This is a genomic window from Flavobacterium commune (assembly GCF_001857965.1).
Lineage (GTDB): Bacteria > Bacteroidota > Bacteroidia > Flavobacteriales > Flavobacteriaceae > Flavobacterium > Flavobacterium commune.
Map to the genome: position 1 here is coordinate 1,375,183 of NZ_CP017774.1, position 22,325 is coordinate 1,397,507.

The window sequence follows — 22,325 nt, forward strand, 5'->3', positions numbered from 1 at the left end:
CAAATCAGAAATCAAAAATCGTTAATCTTCATTCATAAATCTTTTTATATAAAGCTTCTGTAAACTGTATTTCTTAATCCTATTTCGACCAAAACTAATAATCCTGCCAGCCATACAAAGGCTCTGTATTTTTCGTCATAATCATAAAATTTCAACTCTTCTATTTCAGTAGTTTCCAGTTTATTAATCTCAGCGTAAATCTCTTCTAATTTACTGTTACTTGTGGCTCTAAAATACCTTCCATCAGTTTTTTGGGCAATACTTCGCATCAATCGCTCATCGATTTCTACTTTCATCATTTGGAACAAAAACTGTCCGTTCGGTCCTATTGCATAAGGAAACTCTGCCATTCCATTTGTCCCAATCCCGATAGTATATACTTTAATTCCGTATTGTTTCGCAATATCAGCTGCAGTTTCAGGTTCGATAAAACCGGCATTGTTTACCCCATCAGTCAGTAAAATAATTACCTTACTCTTAGCCTGACTGTCTTTCAATCGGTTTACGGCTGTTGCTAATCCCATCCCAATTCCGGTTCCGTCTTTCAGAACATTGTCGTATTTGATACTTGCAATGGCTTCTTCAACAATAAGTTTATCACTGGTTACAGGAGTTTTAGTATAAGCTTCAGAGGCATAAACTACTAATCCTATTCGATCATTAGGTCTTTGTTCCACAAAATCAATAGCCACTCTTTTTAAAGCTTCCATACGGTTAGGCTTCAAATCCTTAGCAAGCATACTTCCCGAAACGTCCACCGCCATCACAATATCAATTCCTTTAGTGGTTTTGGTTTTGTTGCTTATATCAACCGTTCGGGGTCTTGCCATTGCAACAATTAAGGAGCTTAACGCTAATAACCGAAGGACATTCAAATACGGTTTTAATTTTGCCAATAAAGAGGGTGCTGTTTTAAAACCTTTAATCGAGCTCACTTTTAAAGTTGCCGATTGCTGGTTTCTTTTTAAAACCAACCAAATAATGGCTAGCGGAATCAAAAGAAACAACCAAAAAAACTCCGGATTTAAAAAAGTTATTTTTGCCATTATCTACTTTCTTGTTTTAATTCGACAGAGCTTAACACTCGTTCTGAAATTTCATTTGCATATTTATCGCCTTCCTGATGTAAAATCAAAATTTGCTGCAATCCTCCTTCATGGCTAAACAATAATACTTCATAATAAACTCTTTCTTTATCATTCGTCATTGGATTGATTCTCGAAAAAGTTCCATAAGCTTTTAAACCTGAAACACCTTCTTTGGTTTCATAATCCTCTTGTTTCACAATCATATTTTGTGCGCCTTGTGATTCCAAAGTTTGCAAATAAAGTTCCATTGATTTTTTCAAATCAACCTGACCTTCTTGTTTATATTTAAAGGTTGCAACCATTAAATAAAACTGATCTATCAAACTACCATAAACAAAGGACTGCATTTCTTTGACTAATGCTAAGCCTTCTTTAGGTAATGTTTTAGCTAAATCGGTACGCACTAAAACCTTAGGTGTTTCAATTTTTATTGCCGGATTACCATATTCACTCTTTACCCATTCGCCTTCCAGCAACTCTTTTGAAGGATGTCCAATAATATTGTCTTTTACATAATCAAAACCTTTGGTCACCATCAGGAAAATAGTAGTTGCCATTAACAGAAAAACAACTGTTGCAACGGCTGTAATAATATTTTGTCTTCTTTTTTTCTTTAGTTGAATTGCAATTTGTTTTTGTCTTTGCGCCTCGTTCAACAACACATCTTCTTCTACAGGAACTTCTACAGGAATTGAACTGTCTAAGGTTAAAATTGCTTTTTGGATTTTATTTCTGTCTTCGGTAATTTCAAATTCCAAAGGTTTAGATTTGGCAAATTTCACCAAATCGGCCTGTTTTAAAACTCTTTCCAGATTTACAATAGTTTCGGGTGTAAGCGTCATTTTCTTTCTCACCGAAGCCGCTCTTAAACCTGCTATCAACTCCGATGTTGTACTTTCCATCGCCGGAATTTCGATTGCTTCTTCGATATAATTTCGGGCAATATCGGTCAATTCACTGTAATATTCTTTTATTTCACCCTTTTGCCAAAGTTCTTTCTTTTCCAGGTTATTCAACAAACTTGTGGCTTTTTCAATAGGTGTTTTATAAACTTCTTCTTCTATTTTTTTCTTTTGTTTGTGTCTTAAAAAGAAATATACAGCCGCCGCAATTATATGAATGAGCAAAAATCCTAAAAGATATTTCCACCAGTTGCCAATAGATTCATTAGCCGGTTGAATATCCTTAATGTCATACATTTTTTGTTTTAAAGTATCCACCTGAACATTGGCTACCTCAACAGCAATCGACTGAGTTTGATAGGCTTTGTTATTGATAAGTACTTTGACACTGGGAATTACATAACGTCCCGAATCAAATTGAGTCAAGCCGTATCTTTTAATTAACTCATAACGGTCGTTATTTTTTACTGTATCAACAGGATAAGACTGAATTACCTCAAGTGCTCCGAAGTTCTTTAAATTTGGAAAAATCACCTTAGACAAGGTGTCCACCGATGTTTTTAGTGTTAATTTAAACTCGGCACCTATTTTATTTTTTGTAGTATCGATACTGGTTTCTACTCTTTTTTGTGCAAAAATGCCCGTAGAGATCAGTAGTAATAAGAAGAATATTAATTTTTTCATTATATAATTTTTCGCTTGAAAAAAAATGATTTTTGATTGAAGATTAACGATTTTTGATTTCAGATTTCTCACGAAACCGTTCCATCATTTTATTTAATATTTGATTTAGCTGTTTTAATACTTGCGACGAAAATAGAAATTAACTCATTGGCTTCTATTTTTGCAACCGATAAATTCTTCAAATCTGTTGTTAAATTCGCTTTTTCAATAATTTTTAAACAAACAAAACTTTCTCTTAATTCTTTCAAACAAATTCCCATTTTATGAATAAAATCCTTACTGCTTTCTGCACTTTGAGCTTCTCCATAATTTAAAGCAGGAGATGTTCCCGAACGAATAATTTGACCTGCTAAATGATTTCCCGCATAATTTTTTTCAAAATTACCAGCAACAATTATTATAATTGCAGCAAAATCTATCAATCTATCCTCCAGTTCTTGTTTATTCATTTCTAATACTATTTTAGTTCAAAAAATTTGAATACTAATTCTCTATTCCAACCAAATCTGAAATCAAAAATCGTTAATCTTCAATCGTTAATTATTATCTCGATTTAAAATAACCCAATAATTTGGTTACGTAACTTTCGTCAACCCTTGTATTTACTACGCCAGAACCTGATTTACTGAAGGTTTCTTTGAAATAATTCAGCTGGTCATGATAATATTTTTCATAATTCATTCGAACTACCTTAGAACCGGTGTCGATCAATTGCATTTCTCCCGTTTCGGCATCCAGCATGGGAACCATTCCTAAATTTGGCATTTTTTGTTCACGAATATCGTAGACGCGAATTCCTGTTAGGTCGTGTTTTTTAGCGGCAATTTTCAAAGTTTGCTCATAATCATCCGACATAAAATCGGAAATCATAAAAACAATGGCTTTCTTTTTTTGAGTACTCGACAAGAATTTTAATGCCTGGGCAATATCGGTTTTATGACTTTTTGGTTCAAATTCGATTAACTCACGAATGATACGCAAAACGTGCGACCTTCCCTTCTTAGGCGGAATATACAATTCGATTTGGTCCGAAAATAAAATCAAGCCGATTTTATCATTGTTTTGTGTAGCCGAAAAAGCCATCGTTGCAGCAATTTCTGTTACGATGTCTTTTTTAAATTGATTTTTAGAACCAAAACTCTCCGAACCCGAAATATCCACCATTAGCATCATGGTTAATTCTCGTTCTTCTTCAAAAACTTTTACGTGGGCTTCATTGTAACGGGCGGTAACATTCCAATCAATATTTCGAATATCATCTCCATATTGGTATTGACGCACCTCGCTAAAAGTCATTCCACGCCCTTTGAAAGAAGTATGATATTCCCCTGAGAAGATGTGATCACTCAATCTTCTGGTTTTGATTTCTATTTTTCGTACTTTTTTTAAAAGCTCTTTTGTATCCATTCGATTGTTGATTGTTGATTAACGATTGCTGATTTCAGATCTGAAATCTAAAATCAGTAATCTAAAATCTAAAATCTTTTTAAGGCACCTCTACTTCGTTAATGATTTTGTTGATAATGTCAACTGAACTGATATTTTCAGCTTCGGCCTCATAAGTAACACCAATTCTATGACGCAATACATCATGAACAACTGCGCGAACATCCTCAGGAATTACATAGCCTCTGCGTTTGATAAAAGCATAACATTTAGCCGCATTAGCTAAATTGATACTTCCACGTGGCGAAGAACCAAAACTGATTAATGGTTTTAAATCAGCTAATTTATATTTCTCAGGGTAACGGGTTGCAAAAATAATATCAAGTATGTATTTCTCGATTTTTTCATCCATATACACTTCTCGCACTGCTTCCTGCGCACGTAAAATTTGCTCAATAGAAACGACTTGATTAACCTTGTCGTAACTTCCACTTAAATTTTGACGAATTACCAATCGCTCTTCATCCATTTTAGGATAATCGATTACTGTTTTCAACATAAAACGATCGACTTGTGCTTCTGGCAATTGATAGGTTCCTTCCTGTTCGATAGGGTTTTGTGTAGCTAAAACCAGAAAAGGTTTTTCTAATTTAAAAGTAGTATCGCCAATAGTAACCTGCTTTTCCTGCATGGCCTCTAATAATGCCGATTGTACCTTAGCCGGAGCACGGTTAATCTCATCGGCCAGAACGAAATTAGCAAAAATAGGTCCTTTTTTTATCGAGAATTCATTTTGCTTAATGTTGTAAATCATTGTTCCTACAACATCGGCAGGTAATAAATCCGGCGTAAACTGGATACGACTAAAAGAACCATGAACCGCTTTAGAAAGCGTATTAATCGCTAAAGTTTTAGCTAATCCCGGAACACCTTCCAGCAAAATATGTCCTTGTCCTAATAATCCAATCAATAATCGTTCAACCATGTGCTTTTGACCCACAATCACCTTGTTCATTTCCATAGTAAGAAGGTCTATAAAAGCACTCTCTCTTTCTATCTTTTCATTGATTGCTCTAATGTCTAAAGTCGCTGTATTCTCTTCCATAAAATTATTTTTAATCCCTTGAATTTAATGCCTTAGTTTTGAGAGTGCAAATTGAATTTTTTTTTAAAGGTAAGATGTTAAAAAATGGTTAAAACTTCTGCCAATACTGCAATTTTAAGGACGAATTATGATACAATTTCCATAATTTTAAGAACTTTAAGAATTATACTTTTAAAAGTCTAACAGATTGATTTTATTCCATCAAAAAACACTCAAAACAAAAAGCTAATCGCCACAAATTAAATAACTTATAAATCACAGTGTTTTTCACCTTATCACTCTTTTTAATTAATCTAAAAAAGAAAAATGCTTTTAAATTGAGCTCTCACCAAGTATCCGGTCACTCTGAGGTTTTTAAGAAATCCAATCCATTAAAAAATCATGAATAAAACAGCATTAATTACTGGTTCCAGCAGCGGAATTGGCAAAGCAACCGCCCAACTTTTAGCCCAAAATAATTACAATATTATCCTTTGCGGAAGACGTCAGGATCGATTGACAGAACTTGAAAAAGAGTTGAGTCAATTTACCAATACCCACTCTCTTTCATTTGATATTAGTGATAAAAATGCCGTATTTGAAAGTATCCACTCATTACCTGAATCATTCTCCAAAATTGATGTTTTAATCAACAATGCAGGAAATGCTCATGGTCTGGATCCTATTCAGGAGGGAAATATTGACGACTGGGAAGCCATGATTGATATTAATCTCAAAGGACTTTTGTATGTGTCGAAAGCAATAATCCCAAAAATGATTGCTCAAAAATCAGGACACATTATCAATATAGGTTCTACCGCAGCCAAACAAGTTTATCCTAACGGAAATGTCTATTGTGCCACCAAACACGCTGTTGATGCTATCAATAAAAGCATGAAAATGGATTTGAATCCTTATGGAATTCGGGTTGGAGCCATCCATCCGGGACTGGTAGAAACCGAATTTAGTGAAGTTCGTTTTAAAGGGGATACCGAAAAAGCCGCCAATGTTTATAAAGGTTTCACACCTCTAAAAGCGGAAGATATTGCTGATATCATTCATTTTGTAATTTCAAGACCTTATCATGTTAACATATCTGATTTAGTCGTCATGTGTACAGCTCAGGGTTCGGCAACTATTATTCAACGAGATTAATTCCATAAAAAAACAGCTCCGGATTGGAGCTGTTTTTTTTTATAAAATTCTATAACTTTTTATTCGAATGCAACCGAACCTACATTAGTAACTTCTCCATTCACAACCACCACATTTTCGACAACAATAGGTGTTTTTCCGGAAGCCACATCCGGAGTTAAAGTCAGTGTATAAGTACCTGCCGGCACACCATTTAACTGAAACGCGCCTGATTCATCAGCAAAAGCAGCAATGGTTGTATCGCCTAGAGGCACCGAAACTTCTACCTGATAACCTTCAAGCACAGGATCAATCATTCCTTTTATTACACCTGAAACTGCTGTGGTCGAAACACGTATTACCGGTTTTAAATTGTATATTCCTGAATTTCCTGCTTCTACAATCGATTTAGCCACATCAAAGTCCAAAAGAAATTCATAGGTAGCTCCTGCTAACAAAGTTTGATTTACCATTAACTTCAACCCTGACTGTTGAGCACTTGGCGTATTCAATTCAATTACCTCATCACCTTTGACAAGCGTATTATCCTCTCCTAAAACCAATCTAATTTGTCCCACAAATCCCGCAGGAACTATATTATCAGCCAATAAAAGACTTACTCCACCTGTTAAATCCAATAGATTATACACTCCCGGAGTAAATTCGTCACTCACGATACTTACCCAGCCCTCATCTCCGGACTCGATTGAAGTCTTCATCATAATATCCTGAACATCAATATTCACTTCGTCATAATCTCCGGGAGCATCCGTCATACGTACCATAACTCTTGCTGTCTGAGAACTATCGTCATTATCATTACATCCAATTAACGACAAACACACAAATGCTATTAAACTAAAACTTAACACATAAAATTTAATCTTTTTCATATCTTTCGGTTATTAAAATTTAACTTCATCTATTAACGATTAAATTTACGAAATATTATTGTCTCCTCAGTCAATTAGTTCTATAAACCATGATTAACAAGCGATTATTAATAAAGAATTTATTGGCCCATAACGACGAAAACAGTTTTTATGACAAAAAACGCCAGTTGAATTTGCATACCAAAGAAGGCAAGGCAAAATTCTTAAAGCATATTTGCGCTTTGTCTAATTCTAATCCTGCTAACAATTCCTATATAGTTGTTGGGGTCGAAGATCAGGACAATCAAATTATAGGGGTTGATTTTTTTGACGACAGCCATATTCAAAATTTAATCAATGCGTACTTAGAAAATCCGCCTAAAATTCAGTACGAAAACGTTCCTTTTCCCAATCTATCTAAAGATAAGGTAATTGGACTGGTAACAATTAAACCTAAAAATAAAATTTCGTCATTTAAAAAAGGGATTTACACCATTCCTGCCCATAGTGTTTTTATCCGACGCGGAAGCAACACCACACCTACCGAAGATAAAATTGAAAAAAACTACCTGAATACCGAAACGGTAATTGATCTCGAAAACAATTCGCGCAACAATATCCAATATACCCTTGACGGTGTTTTTGATTTCATGAATTTCCGGCACAAAGACATGGCTCCAAAATACAAAGTATTCAAAGAGTTGTTTATTATTTGCTGGGCTGGAATTCCTAAAACGGTTCGGGACAAAACCTTCTTATCCCGCGTAGATATTGAACTCATTAACGAACACATCAAATTGTTTTATTCGGCTCAGGATGTTGTAACTATTTCGTTTGACGAAGATACTTTTACCATTACCGAATATGTTCCGCTGGGATTAAACGACAAAACCAGTTATTATCCGCTGGAACAGCAAACGATTTATTTTTTCGAAAATGGCTATTACAAAATAGAAAGTAAAATGCTATTTCAACCTCCTGTGTTCAACAAAAAAATGCTTTTCCATATTTATAATAACAACCAGGCATTAATCAATAAGCTTAAAAAAGAAATGCAGCTCAGTAGCCGGGAACAAAAAGATCTCGAAAACCTGCCTTCTACTTTTATGATTTGCTATCTCAATGGTTTTGAAGATGCCAAAAGAAAATTAATAGATGCCAAACCCTACCTAAAACCCTTTCCTTCGGTTTATTTATCCTTTAAAGAAGCCATGAGAGTATTGCGAAAAATGAAATATGATGTACAATAATAAAATCTAAATCTCCTCAATAATATTTTTTAACAGATCTATCAATTTCTCTTTTGTTATTGGTTTTATTATATAATCTGAGACTAAATTATTTTTTTTAGCCAATTCCACATCACTCGGCGAAATTGACGAGGAACATATATATATCGTTATTTTTTTATCAATTTTAGGCGCAAGTGTTGTAAACTGATCTAGAAACTGCCAACCGTCCATAATAGGCATACTAAGATCCAGCAATATGATTTCGGGCAACGCATTTAAATCCTCACGATGCTCTTTAAGAAAATTTATTGCATCCAGACCATTACCAAAAACCCTGATTAACTCTACCAAACTTGTACTTTCAATAGCTTTTTTGGTTAAAAAAACAAAAATGTCATCATCATCTATTAATGTCATATTCTTGATTGTCTTCATATTTTTAAATTTTTAAATTCTATAAAAAAAGTTGTTCCTACATCTACTTTACTTTCAACCCAAATTCTGCCTCCCATTGCCTCTACCTGTGTTTTAATCAAATAAAGACCAAAGCCCTTTGCATCCTTATGCTTGTGAAAGGTTTTACGAATCTTAAAAATATGATGATTATGCATTTCCAAATCAATACCCAGACCATTATCGCTAACCGTTAATAAAAAATTGTCTTCTTCTTGTTTCGCTTTAATTTCAAGAACTAATTTTCTATCCGGGGACCTATATTTTAAAGCATTGCTAATCAAATTAGTTAACACACTATCAATATACTTTTGCGGAAAATATATTTTAGAAACACCTACTAATTCTGTTTTAACAGTAACCTCATATTTTTTAATTTGAGTTACAAATAAGTTCAAATTCTTTTCTAAAATTTCTTCAACAATAATCTCATCAATTTTAATTCCGGCATCCTGCTGCACTTGAATAGATTCTACTAATTCATTAAAAACTTCCAATAAATGATTAATTACCGGTTTTATTTTTACTTGAATTTCCTTTCGCTCCTCTTCATTTTTGCTCTGCTCGATGAAATCTACTAACATTGCGATATTAGTTAATGGTGCTCTTAAATTATGTGAAACAATGTTACAAAAATCAACCAACTGTTTGTTCATTATTTCTAAAGCAGAAGAATATCTAATCAGATTTTCTTCTGCTTTTTTTCTATCCGTAATATCCGAACGAATTGCAATATATTGATATGGCTTGCCTTTATCATTTAAAAAAGGGACAATAGTAGTATCTACCCAATAAGTAGTTCCATCTTTAGCCTTATTTTTTAATTCTCCTTTCCAAATCTTCCCTTTGGCTATAGTAGTCCATATATTTTTAATAAAATCTTTAGAATGAAAACCAGAATTAATAATCCTATGATCCTTACCTATTAATTCTTCTCTATTGAACTTAGAAATTTTGCAAAAATTATCATTTGCATGTATTATTATACCTTTTTGATCAGTAATGGCAACAATAGCTGATTCATCTAGAGCATGTTTGTAATCAGAGAGTTCTTTTTTCATTTGTAAATACCACTTAAACTTAATTTATATAAATCTTCCCTGAAATATTTTATTTTTTAACCCACGGCAAAACTGTACCAGGCAAAATCCTTAACATATTCTAGACTTAAAAATATTTCTATGCAAATACTAAAATACAGTATAAAACTACAAAAAAGTATATGAAATTCTACAAAAACAAATAGTTTTTTTAAAAAAATATAAATAATATCTTATCCTGTTTTTTTATCCATTCCACATTTTTTTACAAACTGATACATTAAAAAATCCTTTGCTTTCTCTTTCTTAAAACATTTTTTATTAAATTACGGAATAAATGCAGATTTCAAAAAAATGAGAACATTAGTAATAGGAGACATTCATGGAGGTTTACGTGCCTTGCATCAAATTATGGAAAGAGCTAAAGTTACCGAAAAAGACAAACTCATCTTTCTGGGGGATTATGTTGATGGCTGGAGTCAATCGCCACAAGTACTCAATTATTTAATTGATTTAAATACAAAAAACGACTGTGTTTTCATTAGAGGAAATCATGATGAACTGTTATTGCACTGGTTAAAAGACAGTACTGATAATCTTTTATGGTACGATCATGGTGGCGAAGCGACAGTAATAGCCTATGAGAAAGTAAGCAAAGAAATCAAACAAATCCATATTGAATTTTTACAATCGCTAAAAGATTATTACCTCGACGACCAACAAAGACTATTTATTCATGCAGGATTTACCAATATGAACGGAGTTAATTATGAATACTTCCCGAGATTATTTTATTGGGACAGAACCTTATGGGAAACGGCTTTGGCCTTAGACGAAAACATGAGTACTACTAATTTATTATACCCTAAAAGACTTAGCATATATAACGAAATTTACATTGGTCACACACCTGTTTCCCGAATTGGAAAAACAATTCCCGTAAACAAAGCCTGTATTTGGAATATCGATACAGGAGCCGCTTTCAAAGGCCCACTAACCATTATGGACATTGACACCAAAGAATTCTGGCAAAGTGAACCATTACATCAATTATATTTTGAGGAAAAAGGAAGAAATTAAGTACATTTGCATAAAAAAAACATTCTTATGAAAAAGACATTTAGCTTAGTCTTATTAGCTTTTAGCTGCCTAATTAATGCGCAAGCCTATAAAGGAAAAGGAGATATTAAATTTGACATTGCCGCCAATATTCAAAACGGAGGTTCGGGAATTCGTCTTTCAAACGATTATGGACTGGGAGAGAATATTTCTGTTGGAGTAGTAACTTCTTACCTATTGTCTGTAAGCAAAAACAATCTGGGAGAAAAACCTGATTTTGGGGATCGAATTGACATCAAAGCCCGTTTTAATGCTAATCTGGGCAATGTGTTTAACATAGACGAAAAAGTTGATATCTACCCTGGACTGGATTTAGGAATTCGAAATTTTGGAGCGCATTTGGGTATCCGTTATTTCTTTACGGATGGTTTTGGGATTGTTAGCGAAATAGGCGTTCCTATTGCTAAATACAAACCAGAAGCCAGCGGATTTGAACGATTAAATAATCAGTTTGTATTTAATATTGGAGCTTCTTTCAATTTATAAACTCCTTATTGCAACACACTAATTTTTTTCCGGTCAAAATACCAACACTAATCTCTTAAAAAAACTCGTGTAGAATTAATTCTACACTGGTTTTTATAATGTTTTACATCGTTTGTAAAGAATAAACCTAATTTTGTACCGTATAAAAAGAAAAAATCTTTTTTATAAATTTAAAGATTTGCCCAAATCTACTTTTAAAACTTTCCTTTTAATTATTTAATATGGATCTCTTGTTTAGTTAAACTTTTTTGTCTGACAAATGCTTAATTACTACTAAATAACTACCAAATGAGAAACAATTAATAAGTTCTATTTTTTAAAAATTGCCGTTAAAAAACAACCGCTATTTCTTAATAATTCTTTTTAATATTAAATAAGCTTTGATCAAAACACCTTCTGCATCACGTACTTTCTATTTGAAAAAATTAAAATTTGAACATAGAAAAATCATTCATTATACCTTATTGGCTTGTGTTATTTTATTGCAAATTACAGCAATCATCATCTGGTATAACGAAACAAAAAATGAAACCAAATTATCCAATACTATTGAAGATATTGCTTCTTCAAAAAAGATAATTAACTACACGTACCTTGTAAACAATTCTTTAATTAAATCGCAGGAACATTTTGGCAATTATCTTAATGATAAAGATGAAAATAACTTTCAAAAATATTCTTCTTCATTAAACAACGTCAATCGTTTATTAGACAGTTTACAAATTCTGGGCAATGAAAAAGGTGTTTATAAAAAAATAATTTCAAAAAAAGACCAAACACAAACTCAGATTGTAGCCTTAAAAGCGACTATTGATTCTATTATCAACAACCAAACAAATAAAAATCATGATGAGAATTCGAATCTTTTTAAATTGACAAAATTCGAATCTAAAAAAATACTGGACAGCGTTAAAACCGATTCTTACATCAAAGTCGATAGTATTTCCAGAAAAGGTTTACTGGCCAGACTGGGAGACGCTTTTGCAGGAAGACTTAATGTTCAAAAAGAACAACTCAATACAGTTGTGACAATGAAATACAAAGACAAGGTAATTACCGGAAGTATCGAAGATCAGTTAAAAACAGTTTTTAATAAAACCAACAACTATTACCAAAATGAATTTCTTAATTTAAAGAAAACATTTTTGGAATTAGAAAGCAAAGATGCCCAATTAATTACACTCAATAATGAATTATTAAAAATAAGTCAAACCGTAATTTCGGACTATAAAAACTCGGCCGACCTGCTTCAAACGGGCAGTGAAAACAATATCATTAATCAATACCAATCGAATAAAATTATCCGAAATTATTCCTTGCTGTTCCTGATTGTAATCATGTTCATAGTATCTCTTATTCTGCTAAGTTTTACCCATCTTACTTTTGAATATGAAAAAAGATTAATAGCTGCTCAAAATCAAATTCGTCAGAGTTTGATTTTCAAAAACCGAATCATCGGTATGATTAGTCACGAGATACGATCGCCACTCAATATCATATCAATGTACAGCCGAAAAGTGCGTTCTTTAATCAAAGAAAAAGAACTTAAAGATACTTTTAAATCTATAGAATTTACAACGAACTCATTGCTGCTGTTATCCAATCAAATTTTAGAATATTCTAAAGAAGAAGACAAGAAATTAGAGCTAAAAAACAAAAATCTTTTTTTCAAAACCGAAATATACCAAATCATTTCATCCATGACAGCTCTGGCAGAAGTCAAAGGAAATAAAATAAAAATTCTTTCTAATCTCGATTCGGATTGTGAAGTATATACTGATGTGACTAAAATTCATCAATTATTCTACAACATAATTGGTAACGCAAACAAGTTTACCGAAAATGGCAACATAATTGTTAATATTAATAACCAAAACAGCTCCGATTATGAAATGAATCTTCAGGTTGAAGTAACCGATGATGGAATGGGTATTAACCCAAATGATTTAGAAAATATTTTTGAATCCTACTATCAGGGAACGGTTTCCGGAAAAGTAAATGATTTAGGTGTGGGTCTGGGATTAAATTTATGCAAAGAAATAGTTGAATTGTTTGATGGAGAAATCAGCGTTCAAAGCCAAAAAGGTAAAGGAACAACTGTAAAATTCAATTTAATATTGAGCAAGGTTTAAATTAAAAACATTATGAAATTATCAAACAATTACAGCTTTTTAATTACTGATGATCACAGTATTGTAAGACAAGGAATTTCGATGCTTATTAACGAATTGTTTTTAAGTCCTAAAATTTACAAGTCAGGAAACTTTAAAGATACTTTCAAAATTTTAAACGAAACTAAAATTGATCTTTTGATTTTAGACATTAATTTCCCCGAAGGAAACAGCATCAATATTATCAAGGATATTAAAACCATTCAACCCGAAATTAAAATTTTAATTTTCACTGCCTACAATGAAGATATTTATGCTTTGCGTTATTTAAACTCTGGTGCTTCAGGTTATCTGAACAAAGGCAGTTCCGAAGATGAAATGAAACAAGCTTTAACAAGCATGATTTTATCCGGAAAATACTTAACTCAAAACGTAAAAGACCGAATTTTAGATTCTTATATCACTAAATCACCCATCAATCCTATTGAACAATTATCCAATCGGGAATTAGAAGTAGCCAGAATGCTGATTAAAGGCCTTGGAAACCTGGAAATATCCGATCTTTTAAACATCAAAAAAACAACTGTCAGTACATTTAAAAACCGAATTTTTGAAAAATTAGAAATCGATAATCTGGCAGCTCTTATCGAACTTTTTCGTTTGTATAATGATGATGAAAAATAATAAAACCTTTTTTTCTTCATCAAAATTTTAGTCTTCGTTTCAAAAACCCAAAATAGTTATCAATAATTTGATAGCTGTTTTTTTTTTAACTCCTTGTAGAAATAATTCTACTTATCATTACTAAATCCACTACAAAGCGTTGATTTTACTGCGTTTATATTTGTACTATCAAACTCAATGTACTCAAAAAACAACCAACTAATTGTATGCGATTATACGCAATTAATTGATTTGTAAAAAAGTCGAAGTTTGGATTATGAAACAAAATTAAACGTATTAAAATCATGAAAAAAAGCATCCTATTATTAACATTCAGCTTCATTACTCTTAGCACCTTAGCGCAAGGAAGATTAACAAAAGGACACATCCAATTAAATGCAGGTTTAGGAACCTCAGGATGGGGAACACCTGTTTATGTTGGTCTCGATTATGGCATCCATGAAGATATTACTTTAGGAGGAGAATTATCCTATCGCTCAAAAAGCGAACATTTTGGAAATTCTAAATATAAATCTTCAGTAACAGGTATTGGTATTAATGGTAATTATCATTTTAACCGTGTACTGGAAATTTCAAGCAAATGGGATTTTTATGCAGGATTGGGGCTTAATTATTACATCTGGAATTATGAAAATGAGGCTTACAAGGCAAATGATGCTTCAGATATTGGACTTGGAGCACAAATTGGAGGACGCTACTTTTTCAATGATAACTTAGGTATTAATTTAGAATTAGGTGGCGGAAATGCAACCAGTGGTGGGAAAATTGGAATTACATACAAATTCTAAGGTTCACAAAACAATCTGTTAAAAATGCAGCCTAAAAAAGCAAATTACATTCTAAAAATCCGTTGGTTACTGTCTTTTCTTTTAGACAACCGTTATTAAAAACAGCTTTTGCAAAACCTATGCCTGAGAGATTTTATTTTAAAACCGAATTATTTCCTGATTTTACTAAAACTAACAATAGTATGAGATCACATTTTCACAATAGCTATGATTCTAAAAATCCAAATGATTTTCAGGAAAAATTATTTAAAGATTTATCAGAAGAAATGTTCATATTCAAAATATCGGCTGACAATCATTTTCATAAATTAGCAATAGACAAATCAGTATATAAACTATTCGAATTGCCCAATAATCTTATCTCAGGCACAATATTGCCTATAGTTTACAACAGAATTCACAAAGAGGATAAAATTAAAGTACTTCGTTTGTTTCTACAACTCAAAGAAAAGGAACAAAAATCAGAAATAGAATTTAGATGTCAACTGCCCAAAGGAGGATTGCACTTATTTAAAGTTTATATTAAAACAAAAAGAAACACCAAAGGTACAACTGTTTTTTACACCACTTTTTTTAGTGCTACCGCTATTAAAAACAACGAATTAAATCCTACTTTCAACAGTTTAACAACCGATACTGTAACCACAAAAAACCAAAAAGAAACAGACTTAATACAAACCATAAAACGATACAGCGAACACAATAGTCGTTTATTGAATTTCTCTCATATCACTGCCCATAATTTAAACACACATGCCGGAAACTTCAAAATGCTTCTGGATATTATTGACAGTGAAGAAAACCCACAAACAAGCAAAGAATACCTCAACCATTTACGAACTGTTTCAAACAATTTGAATGAGACTATCCATCGTTTATCTCAAATTGTGAACATACAAAACAACTTAAACGTTATTAAAGAACCTTTGGATTTGAATAGCTTCCTGGAGAAAAATAACGCTATAATTAATAACTACGGACTTGAAAATAACGTTACCATCATAAACAAAATTCCAAAAGGAAGTACTGTCAATTTTAACGCTGCTTATCTTGAAAGTATTTTATTAAACTTCAGCACCAATGCTGTCAAATATGCTCATCCCGACCGATTCCCTGTACTCAAGTTTGAGTTTTTCATAGAAAATCAGAAGAAGGTTTTAACCATCAAAGACAATGGTTTGGGTATTGATATAGAAAAACACGGAAATTCATTGTTTGGCATGTACAAAACTTTTCACAAGCACGAAAATGCAAATGGTATCGGTTTGTATATCACAAAAAACCAAATCGAATCCATGAATGGACAAATTAGTGTGGAAAGCAAAGTAAATGAAGGAACTACCTTCAAAATTACTTTTAATGATTAATCAATTTAATTAACTCAAAATGGGAAAATTTGTAATTAGCAAAAATACTAATGGCGAATTCAAATATGAATTTCTAAATGACAATGAAGATGTAATTTTGGAAAAATCAGCTTATAAAAACAAAGCCATGTGCTTAAAAGTAATCGAATCCATAAAGCGAAATGCTCAGGATGATTCCAAATTCTACAGAAAAAGAACTACTGACAATGAATGCTATTTCAACCTCAAATCATCAAACGGACAAATTTTAGGCACAAGCAAAATATTCGAAGACAAAGCCACTCGCGAATACGCAATTCAACTTGTGAAAATTGTATCGCCTAATGCTCCTATTGAAAATTATTCAAAAAAATCAATAAAAACAGCTCTAAAAACTGTGATTTAATTTTACAAATCAAATTTTATTCCTTGTGCCAAAGGCAACGTACTACCGTAATTAATCGTATTCGTTTGTCTTCGCATATAAACTTTCCAGGAATCTGAACCTGATTCCCGGCCGCCTCCGGTTTCTTTTTCACCACCAAAAGCACCACCAATTTCAGCACCTGAAGTTCCAATATTCACATTAGCAATTCCGCAATCAGAACCCGAAGCCGACAGAAATAATTCAGCTTCACGCAAATTGGTCGTCATAATAGCAGATGACAATCCCTGTGTCACGCTGTTTTGAATAGCGATAGCATTTTCTACAGTTCCTGAATATTTTAGCAAATACAAAATAGGAGCAAAAGTTTCGCATTGCACAATTTCAAATGAATTTTCAGCTTCAACAATAGCAGGCTGTACATAACATCCACTTTCGTAACCATCACCTGAAAGCACTGCACCATTTACCAGAATTTTGGCTCCTTCGGAAACTGCTTTTTCTAAGGCCTTATTGTATTTTTCGACAGCATCTGTATCAATTAACGGCCCAACATGATTTTTTTCGTCCAAAGGATTCCCTATACGCAATTGTTGGTAAGCAGCAACCAAAGCAGTTGAGACCTTATCATAAACACTTTCGTGAATAATCAAACGACGGGTCGAAGTACAACGCTGCCCGGCTGTTCCTACTGCGCCAAAAACAGCTCCAATAATGGTCATTTTAATATCGGCATCCGGAGTAACAATAATGGCATTGTTTCCACCTAATTCCAACAAGGATTTCCCTAAACGGGCAGCAACGGTTTGCGCCACAATTTTCCCCATTCGGGTAGAACCGGTAGCAGAAATCAAAGGAACTCGGGAATCCTTAGTCAATAACTCACCCAATTTATAATCGCCATTGATTAAGCACGAAATTCCTTCCGATAATTTATTTTCTTGTAAAACCTGCGCCAAAATATTTTGACAGGCGATACCGCAAAGTGGCGTTTTCTCAGAAGGTTTCCAAACACAAACATCACCACAAACTAAAGCCAATGCAGCATTCCAGGACCAAACTGCAACCGGAAAATTAAATGCCGAAATAATTCCAACCACGCCTAAAGAATGGTATTGTTCATACATTCGATGATTGGGTCTTTCAGAGTGCATGGTCAAACCGTGCAATTGTCGGGAAAGTCCAACGGCAAAATCGCAAATATCAATCATTTCCTGAACCTCGCCATAGCCTTCCTGCAAGGATTTCCCCATTTCGTAAGAAACCAATTTGCCTAAAGCTTCTTTATTCTGACGTAATTTCTCCCCAAACTGACGCACGATTTCTCCACGTTGTGGAGCCGGAATTAATCTAAAAGACTGGAAAGCTTCGGTAGCCGCTTGCATTACTTTTTCGTAATCGGCTGCCGAAGTGGTTTTTACTTTTGCAATCAATTGACCATCCACTGGCGAATAACTTTCCAGGATTGCTCCTGTTGAAAAAGAGTTCGTTCCTGTTGATGTTCCTTCGTTTACATCATGGATTCCTAATTGGATTAAAGCGGATTGTATTCCGAATTGTGTTGCTATTGTTGTCATATATGAGGGCTTTTCTATTTACTCTATTTTGGTATATGTAATCAAAGATAGTTATAAAACAAACATTATACTTTTGGTTAAAATATATCCTTAAATTCTTTTTATTTTTTTTAAAAAAAGTATTATATTGTTTAAGTTTGTTGTTTAGAAAAATACAATTATGAGCTTAAAATTAATATTAGAAAAATTAGACTTACTTGAAAAAGACGGGTTAATTTATTTTTCTGATATTGAAGAGGATAAAATAAAAAATTTCGCAAATAGAGTTAAAGAATCTTTGATTAAGATAAAGCCAGACGCCTGTTTTTGTATCAATAATGAACCCTTAATTTTATTTTTCGAGAATCCAGAAAATTTAGAAATACTACAAAAACAAATTTGGAACTTCAACCAATCTCCTGCCATTATTATTAAACAAAATAATCAATGGATTGTAAAAAATGGATTTAAATTACTTGAAGGAAATAAAGAGTTAGAAACTTTAGCTGAATCAAATGATATTTTAGATTTTGAATATTTCAAAATAATTACTGGTGAAACTTGGGAGAAATACAAGTCAAAATTTGAAAACAAAAACAGAGTAGATTATTTTTTATTAAAAAACATCGAAGATGCAAGAAATTTACTTACATCAAAAGACAAAGGTAATTTACATCCTAAAATAGCCAATTCATTAATAGGTCGAGTTATTTTTATCAGATACTTAATTGATCGAAAAGTTGAGCTTAAAAGCTATAAAATTTTGCAAAAAGAGGATTTTTACAATCTTCTATCAGAAAGCGAAAAAGCATATAATTTTTTCAAACAAGTTAGAAATGATTTTAATGGAAATTTATTTCCATTAAAATATGAAATCAACAATATACTAATTCATGAAAATGATTTTGTAAATGACAATCATTTAGAGTTAATTATTAGTCTACTTAAAGGCGATAATTTAAAAAATGGAATTACTCAAGTATCTCTATTTGATATTTATGATTTTTCAATTATTCCAATAGAATTTATCAGTAATGTCTATGAAAAATTCATTGGAGTAGAAAACCAAGCTACACAAGGAGCATATTACACACCTCTTTTTTTAGTAGATTATATCCAACAACAAACAGTAACAAAATATTTTCAAGATAATCCTAGTGAATATAATTGTAAAGTTTTAGATCCTTCGTGTGGTTCAGGAATTTTTCTTGTGGAAACACTGAGACAGATTATTACTCAATATCAAAGAATAAATCCTGATTTTCATACTGACGAATCTTATGAAAAATATAAAAACACTTTAAAAAAATTACTTCAAGACAATATTTTTGGTATTGATAAAGATGAAAACGCAATAAATGTAGCTATTTTTTCTCTTTACATTACTTTATTAGATTACTTAACACCTAGAAGTATTGTTGGTTTTAAATTCCCTATTTTAATAAATTCTAATTTTTTTGCAGATGATTTTTTTAATAAAAATGGAGACTATAACATTACTTTAAAGAACAACCATTTTCAGTTTATCCTAGGAAACCCACCTTGGGCAACTAAACACAATAAAGAAAAACAATTATTTGAAAAATACATTGAGAGTAGAAAAATTGAAGAACAAAGTAATTTAGAAATCGAAAATAGAGAAATTGCGGAAGCATTCCTTGTTAGAGTTTCTGATTTTAATTTTGAACAATGTGCTTTCATAATTACTAGTAAAATACTATATAAGATAAGCCGAAAGAAAGAAAAAAAAGGAGTTTTTAGAAAATACTTTTTAAGTAGATTTAAAATCAGTCAAGTGTTTGAATTGTCTTCTGTAAGACATCAAGTATTTGATAAATCTAATGACAAAGCTGTCGCGCCTGCAACTATTCTATTTTTTAGTAAATCTGATAATATTGAAGAAAACAGAAAAAATATCATAACTCATATTTCTTTAAAACCAAATCTATTCTTTGAAACCTTTAAATTAATGGTTATTGAAAAATATGATTACAAAGAGTTGCTACAAAGCTATTTTATAGACGAAGATTGGATTTGGAAAGTCCTGGTCTATGGTAATATTTTAGATTACCACTTTATAAAAAGATTAAAAACAAACAAATCCATTTATGATTATATTTCAGATCCTTCTCATTTTATTTTTGGTAAAGGAATAAGCATAGGTGGAGGAGATAAAAATCCAATAGTAGAACATCAAAAAATTAAATATTCAATAGATTCAAAAAACAAAGGATTAAAGCCATTTGACATAAGTTATTCAAATAATTTTCTTTCAGACTATGAATTTGTCCATAGACAGAGAAAACTGGAATTGTTTAAGAATCCCGTTTTATTAGTTGGCAAAGGGATAAGCAATTCATTTATGGCTAAATCCGCTATATCTTATGATGATGTAATATATACAGATGCTATAACCGGTATTAAACCATTGGATGAAAAAGGATTTTCCATAATAAATATACTTTTAGCATTATTTAACTCTGAACTTTTTAGTTATTTTTTAGTTTTAACAAACTCTTCGATTGGAATTGAAAGAGAACAATCACATGATAAAGATGATAAATTTTCAGTTCCTTTGATTGAGTCTAACAATATTGAATTTAAAACTAAAATTAATCAGATTTCTAAACTGATTATTGAAGAGAATGAAATAACATTTGAAACCTTCAGAAAGCAGGAAATAAAAAATGAAATTGCAGTTTTAAAAAATAAAATCAATAATGCAATTTATAATTTATATGATTTATCTATAACTGAAAAGGATTTAGTTAATTATAATAATACCGTAACCATCCCATTACTCAAAGGTACCGATGTTAAAAAGAAAAATGTTTCAAAGAAAATAGCATATAAAGAAAGTGTACTTGAAGATTATGCACAAGTATTTATAAATCATTTTGGGAATAGATTTAATTCCGATAATAAATATTTTGAAGTAGAGATATTATATTCTAATCACACAATATTGATGAAATTTAAAGTTATTCCTCAAGCTTCAAAAGAAAAAAAGAAGATCCTTTGGAAAAAAGAGGGAGATAAAGAATTATTGAAAAATATTTCAAATTTAAGTTTTGAGAATTTAAGTAATAATTTGTTTATGCAAAAAGATGTGAAAGGGTTTGAAGAAGATTTCTTTTACATTGCAAAACCAAATCAATACAAATCTTGGCATCCTGCATTATCATATTTAGATTTAGCAGAATTTATAGACGCATTACATAACCCAAAAAAAATAGGTAATGAGTAAAGTTGATGCTTCTAAATTTAAGTTTAAATATGAATATCAAGAAAAGGACTTAAAATTCATTCTAAATTCAATTTATAAATGTTATTTAAGAATAATAACTTCAAATATTACAGTTAACAACAATGAAAATGACATAAGAGATTTATTTATTTCAGATTTGTATCTTGATAATCATAAGTTAAAGCAAGAATTAGATATAGTTGAATTCAAATTCGACAAAGAAATTCAAACAGAAACAGGTAGAGTTGATATTAGAGTGCTTAATATGATAAAAACAATGAAGGGCGATTTTAAACCCTATTATTTTATTGAATGTAAAAGATTAGACGGTGTAATAAATCCAGAGAATAAAAATACTCTAAATGATAAATATATAAATGATGGTATAAATAGATTTGTTGAAGAAAAATATCACACTTATCAAGAAGCAAATGCAATGATTGGCTTTGTTGTTAAAGAAATCGATATTAATGAAAACTGTAAATTTTTCAAATTATTGAATCCACATAAATTCGTTGATAATTTCGATTATTCCTACATCTCAACCCATATTACAAAATCAAAAAAAGAATTTACACTTTACCATTTGATGTTAGATTTTTCTATGAAAATTATTTCAAAATAATTTTTTAAAGAAATTTTAATTAAAATTCTTATTTATTAATTTCCTTTAGCCCCAGTAGGATCAGCATCCTTTTGTCTCGTTCTTAAAACGAGATAAAAGATAT

General features: G+C 31.6%; 20 protein-coding genes. 11 read left to right on the forward strand and 9 right to left on the reverse strand.

Going from position 1 to position 22,325, the window contains the following annotated elements; genetic code table 11:
- Positions 1-44 precede the first annotated feature (44 nt).
- From BIW12_RS05735 to BIW12_RS05755, 5 genes are all read right to left on the reverse strand, one after another.
- Positions 45-1,046 carry a vWA domain-containing protein gene (locus BIW12_RS05735; protein ID WP_071184219.1) on the reverse strand — a complete coding sequence of 334 codons (1,002 nt, stop codon included), beginning with the start codon at positions 1,044-1,046 and terminating at the stop codon, positions 45-47.
- Positions 1,046-2,674, reverse strand: a complete 1,629-nt coding sequence (locus BIW12_RS05740; RefSeq protein ID WP_071184220.1) for a hypothetical protein — start codon at positions 2,672-2,674, stop codon at positions 1,046-1,048. The genes BIW12_RS05735 and BIW12_RS05740 overlap by 1 nt, the downstream gene beginning before the upstream one ends.
- Before the next feature lie 89 nt (positions 2,675-2,763).
- On the reverse strand, positions 2,764-3,123 hold the full coding sequence (locus tag BIW12_RS05745; RefSeq protein WP_071184221.1) for a four helix bundle protein: 360 nt from the start codon (positions 3,121-3,123) through the stop codon (positions 2,764-2,766).
- A gap of 94 nt (positions 3,124-3,217) precedes the next feature.
- Positions 3,218-4,081 (reverse strand): DUF58 domain-containing protein, encoded by an 864-nt coding sequence (locus BIW12_RS05750; protein ID WP_071184222.1) that lies wholly within the window; start codon positions 4,079-4,081, stop codon positions 3,218-3,220.
- Positions 4,082-4,160: 79 nt separating this feature from the next.
- Entirely contained in the window at positions 4,161-5,165 is a 1,005-nt protein-coding gene (locus tag BIW12_RS05755; protein WP_071184223.1) for an AAA family ATPase, read from the reverse strand.
- A gap of 381 nt (positions 5,166-5,546) precedes the next feature.
- Here BIW12_RS05755 and BIW12_RS05760 point away from each other — a divergent pair, with 381 nt between their 5' ends.
- A complete protein-coding gene (locus BIW12_RS05760; protein ID WP_071184224.1) occupies positions 5,547-6,299 on the forward strand; it encodes an SDR family NAD(P)-dependent oxidoreductase in 753 nt (250 codons plus the stop codon).
- 59 nt (positions 6,300-6,358) lie between these two features.
- On the opposite strand, the gene BIW12_RS05765 is transcribed toward BIW12_RS05760, so the two are convergent.
- A complete protein-coding gene (locus BIW12_RS05765; RefSeq protein ID WP_071184225.1) occupies positions 6,359-7,171 on the reverse strand; it encodes a DUF4382 domain-containing protein in 813 nt (270 codons plus the stop codon).
- Positions 7,172-7,260: 89 nt separating this feature from the next.
- On the opposite strand from BIW12_RS05765, the gene BIW12_RS05770 reads away from it, so the two are divergent.
- Positions 7,261-8,400: an ATP-binding protein gene (locus BIW12_RS05770; RefSeq protein WP_071184226.1), complete on the forward strand. Its 1,140-nt coding sequence runs from the start codon at positions 7,261-7,263 to the stop codon at positions 8,398-8,400.
- 6 nt (positions 8,401-8,406) lie between these two features.
- On the opposite strand, the gene BIW12_RS05775 is transcribed toward BIW12_RS05770, so the two are convergent.
- Positions 8,407-8,817, reverse strand: coding sequence for a response regulator (locus BIW12_RS05775; RefSeq protein WP_071184227.1), 411 nt, complete (start codon positions 8,815-8,817; stop codon positions 8,407-8,409).
- Positions 8,814-9,896, reverse strand: a complete 1,083-nt coding sequence (locus BIW12_RS05780; RefSeq protein WP_071184228.1) for a PAS domain-containing sensor histidine kinase — start codon at positions 9,894-9,896, stop codon at positions 8,814-8,816. The genes BIW12_RS05775 and BIW12_RS05780 overlap by 4 nt, the downstream gene beginning before the upstream one ends.
- A 333-nt stretch (positions 9,897-10,229) precedes the next feature.
- On the opposite strand from BIW12_RS05780, the gene BIW12_RS05785 reads away from it, so the two are divergent.
- The 7 genes from BIW12_RS05785 (at position 10,230) to BIW12_RS05815 (ending at position 16,815) form a co-directional block, all read left to right on the forward strand.
- Positions 10,230-10,955, forward strand: coding sequence for a metallophosphoesterase (locus tag BIW12_RS05785; protein WP_071184229.1), 726 nt, complete (start codon positions 10,230-10,232; stop codon positions 10,953-10,955).
- Between the two features lie 27 nt (positions 10,956-10,982).
- Positions 10,983-11,480 carry a DUF6646 family protein gene (locus tag BIW12_RS05790; RefSeq protein ID WP_071184230.1) on the forward strand — a complete coding sequence of 166 codons (498 nt, stop codon included), beginning with the start codon at positions 10,983-10,985 and terminating at the stop codon, positions 11,478-11,480.
- 416 nt (positions 11,481-11,896) lie between these two features.
- Positions 11,897-13,612 carry a sensor histidine kinase gene (locus tag BIW12_RS05795; protein WP_198033453.1) on the forward strand — a complete coding sequence of 572 codons (1,716 nt, stop codon included), beginning with the start codon at positions 11,897-11,899 and terminating at the stop codon, positions 13,610-13,612.
- 12 nt (positions 13,613-13,624) lie between these two features.
- Positions 13,625-14,275 (forward strand): response regulator, encoded by a 651-nt coding sequence (locus BIW12_RS05800; RefSeq protein WP_071184232.1) that lies wholly within the window; start codon positions 13,625-13,627, stop codon positions 14,273-14,275.
- A 284-nt stretch (positions 14,276-14,559) separates the two neighbouring features.
- On the forward strand, positions 14,560-15,063 hold the full coding sequence (locus BIW12_RS05805; protein WP_071184233.1) for an outer membrane beta-barrel protein: 504 nt from the start codon (positions 14,560-14,562) through the stop codon (positions 15,061-15,063).
- A gap of 182 nt (positions 15,064-15,245) precedes the next feature.
- Positions 15,246-16,430 carry a sensor histidine kinase gene (locus BIW12_RS05810; protein WP_083382166.1) on the forward strand — a complete coding sequence of 395 codons (1,185 nt, stop codon included), beginning with the start codon at positions 15,246-15,248 and terminating at the stop codon, positions 16,428-16,430.
- A gap of 19 nt (positions 16,431-16,449) precedes the next feature.
- Positions 16,450-16,815, forward strand: coding sequence for a YegP family protein (locus BIW12_RS05815; protein WP_071184235.1), 366 nt, complete (start codon positions 16,450-16,452; stop codon positions 16,813-16,815).
- A gap of 2 nt (positions 16,816-16,817) precedes the next feature.
- Here BIW12_RS05815 and amaB read toward each other — a convergent pair whose 3' ends face one another.
- Positions 16,818-18,371: an L-piperidine-6-carboxylate dehydrogenase gene (gene amaB, locus BIW12_RS05820; RefSeq protein WP_071184236.1), complete on the reverse strand. Its 1,554-nt coding sequence runs from the start codon at positions 18,369-18,371 to the stop codon at positions 16,818-16,820.
- 160 nt (positions 18,372-18,531) lie between these two features.
- On the opposite strand from amaB, the gene BIW12_RS05825 reads away from it, so the two are divergent.
- Both BIW12_RS05825 and BIW12_RS05830 read left to right on the forward strand, forming a co-directional pair.
- Entirely contained in the window at positions 18,532-21,597 is a 3,066-nt protein-coding gene (locus BIW12_RS05825; RefSeq protein ID WP_071184237.1) for an Eco57I restriction-modification methylase domain-containing protein, read from the forward strand.
- Positions 21,590-22,222 carry a hypothetical protein gene (locus BIW12_RS05830; RefSeq protein WP_071184238.1) on the forward strand — a complete coding sequence of 211 codons (633 nt, stop codon included), beginning with the start codon at positions 21,590-21,592 and terminating at the stop codon, positions 22,220-22,222. The genes BIW12_RS05825 and BIW12_RS05830 overlap by 8 nt, the downstream gene beginning before the upstream one ends.
- The last annotated feature ends 103 nt before the right edge of the window (positions 22,223-22,325 follow it).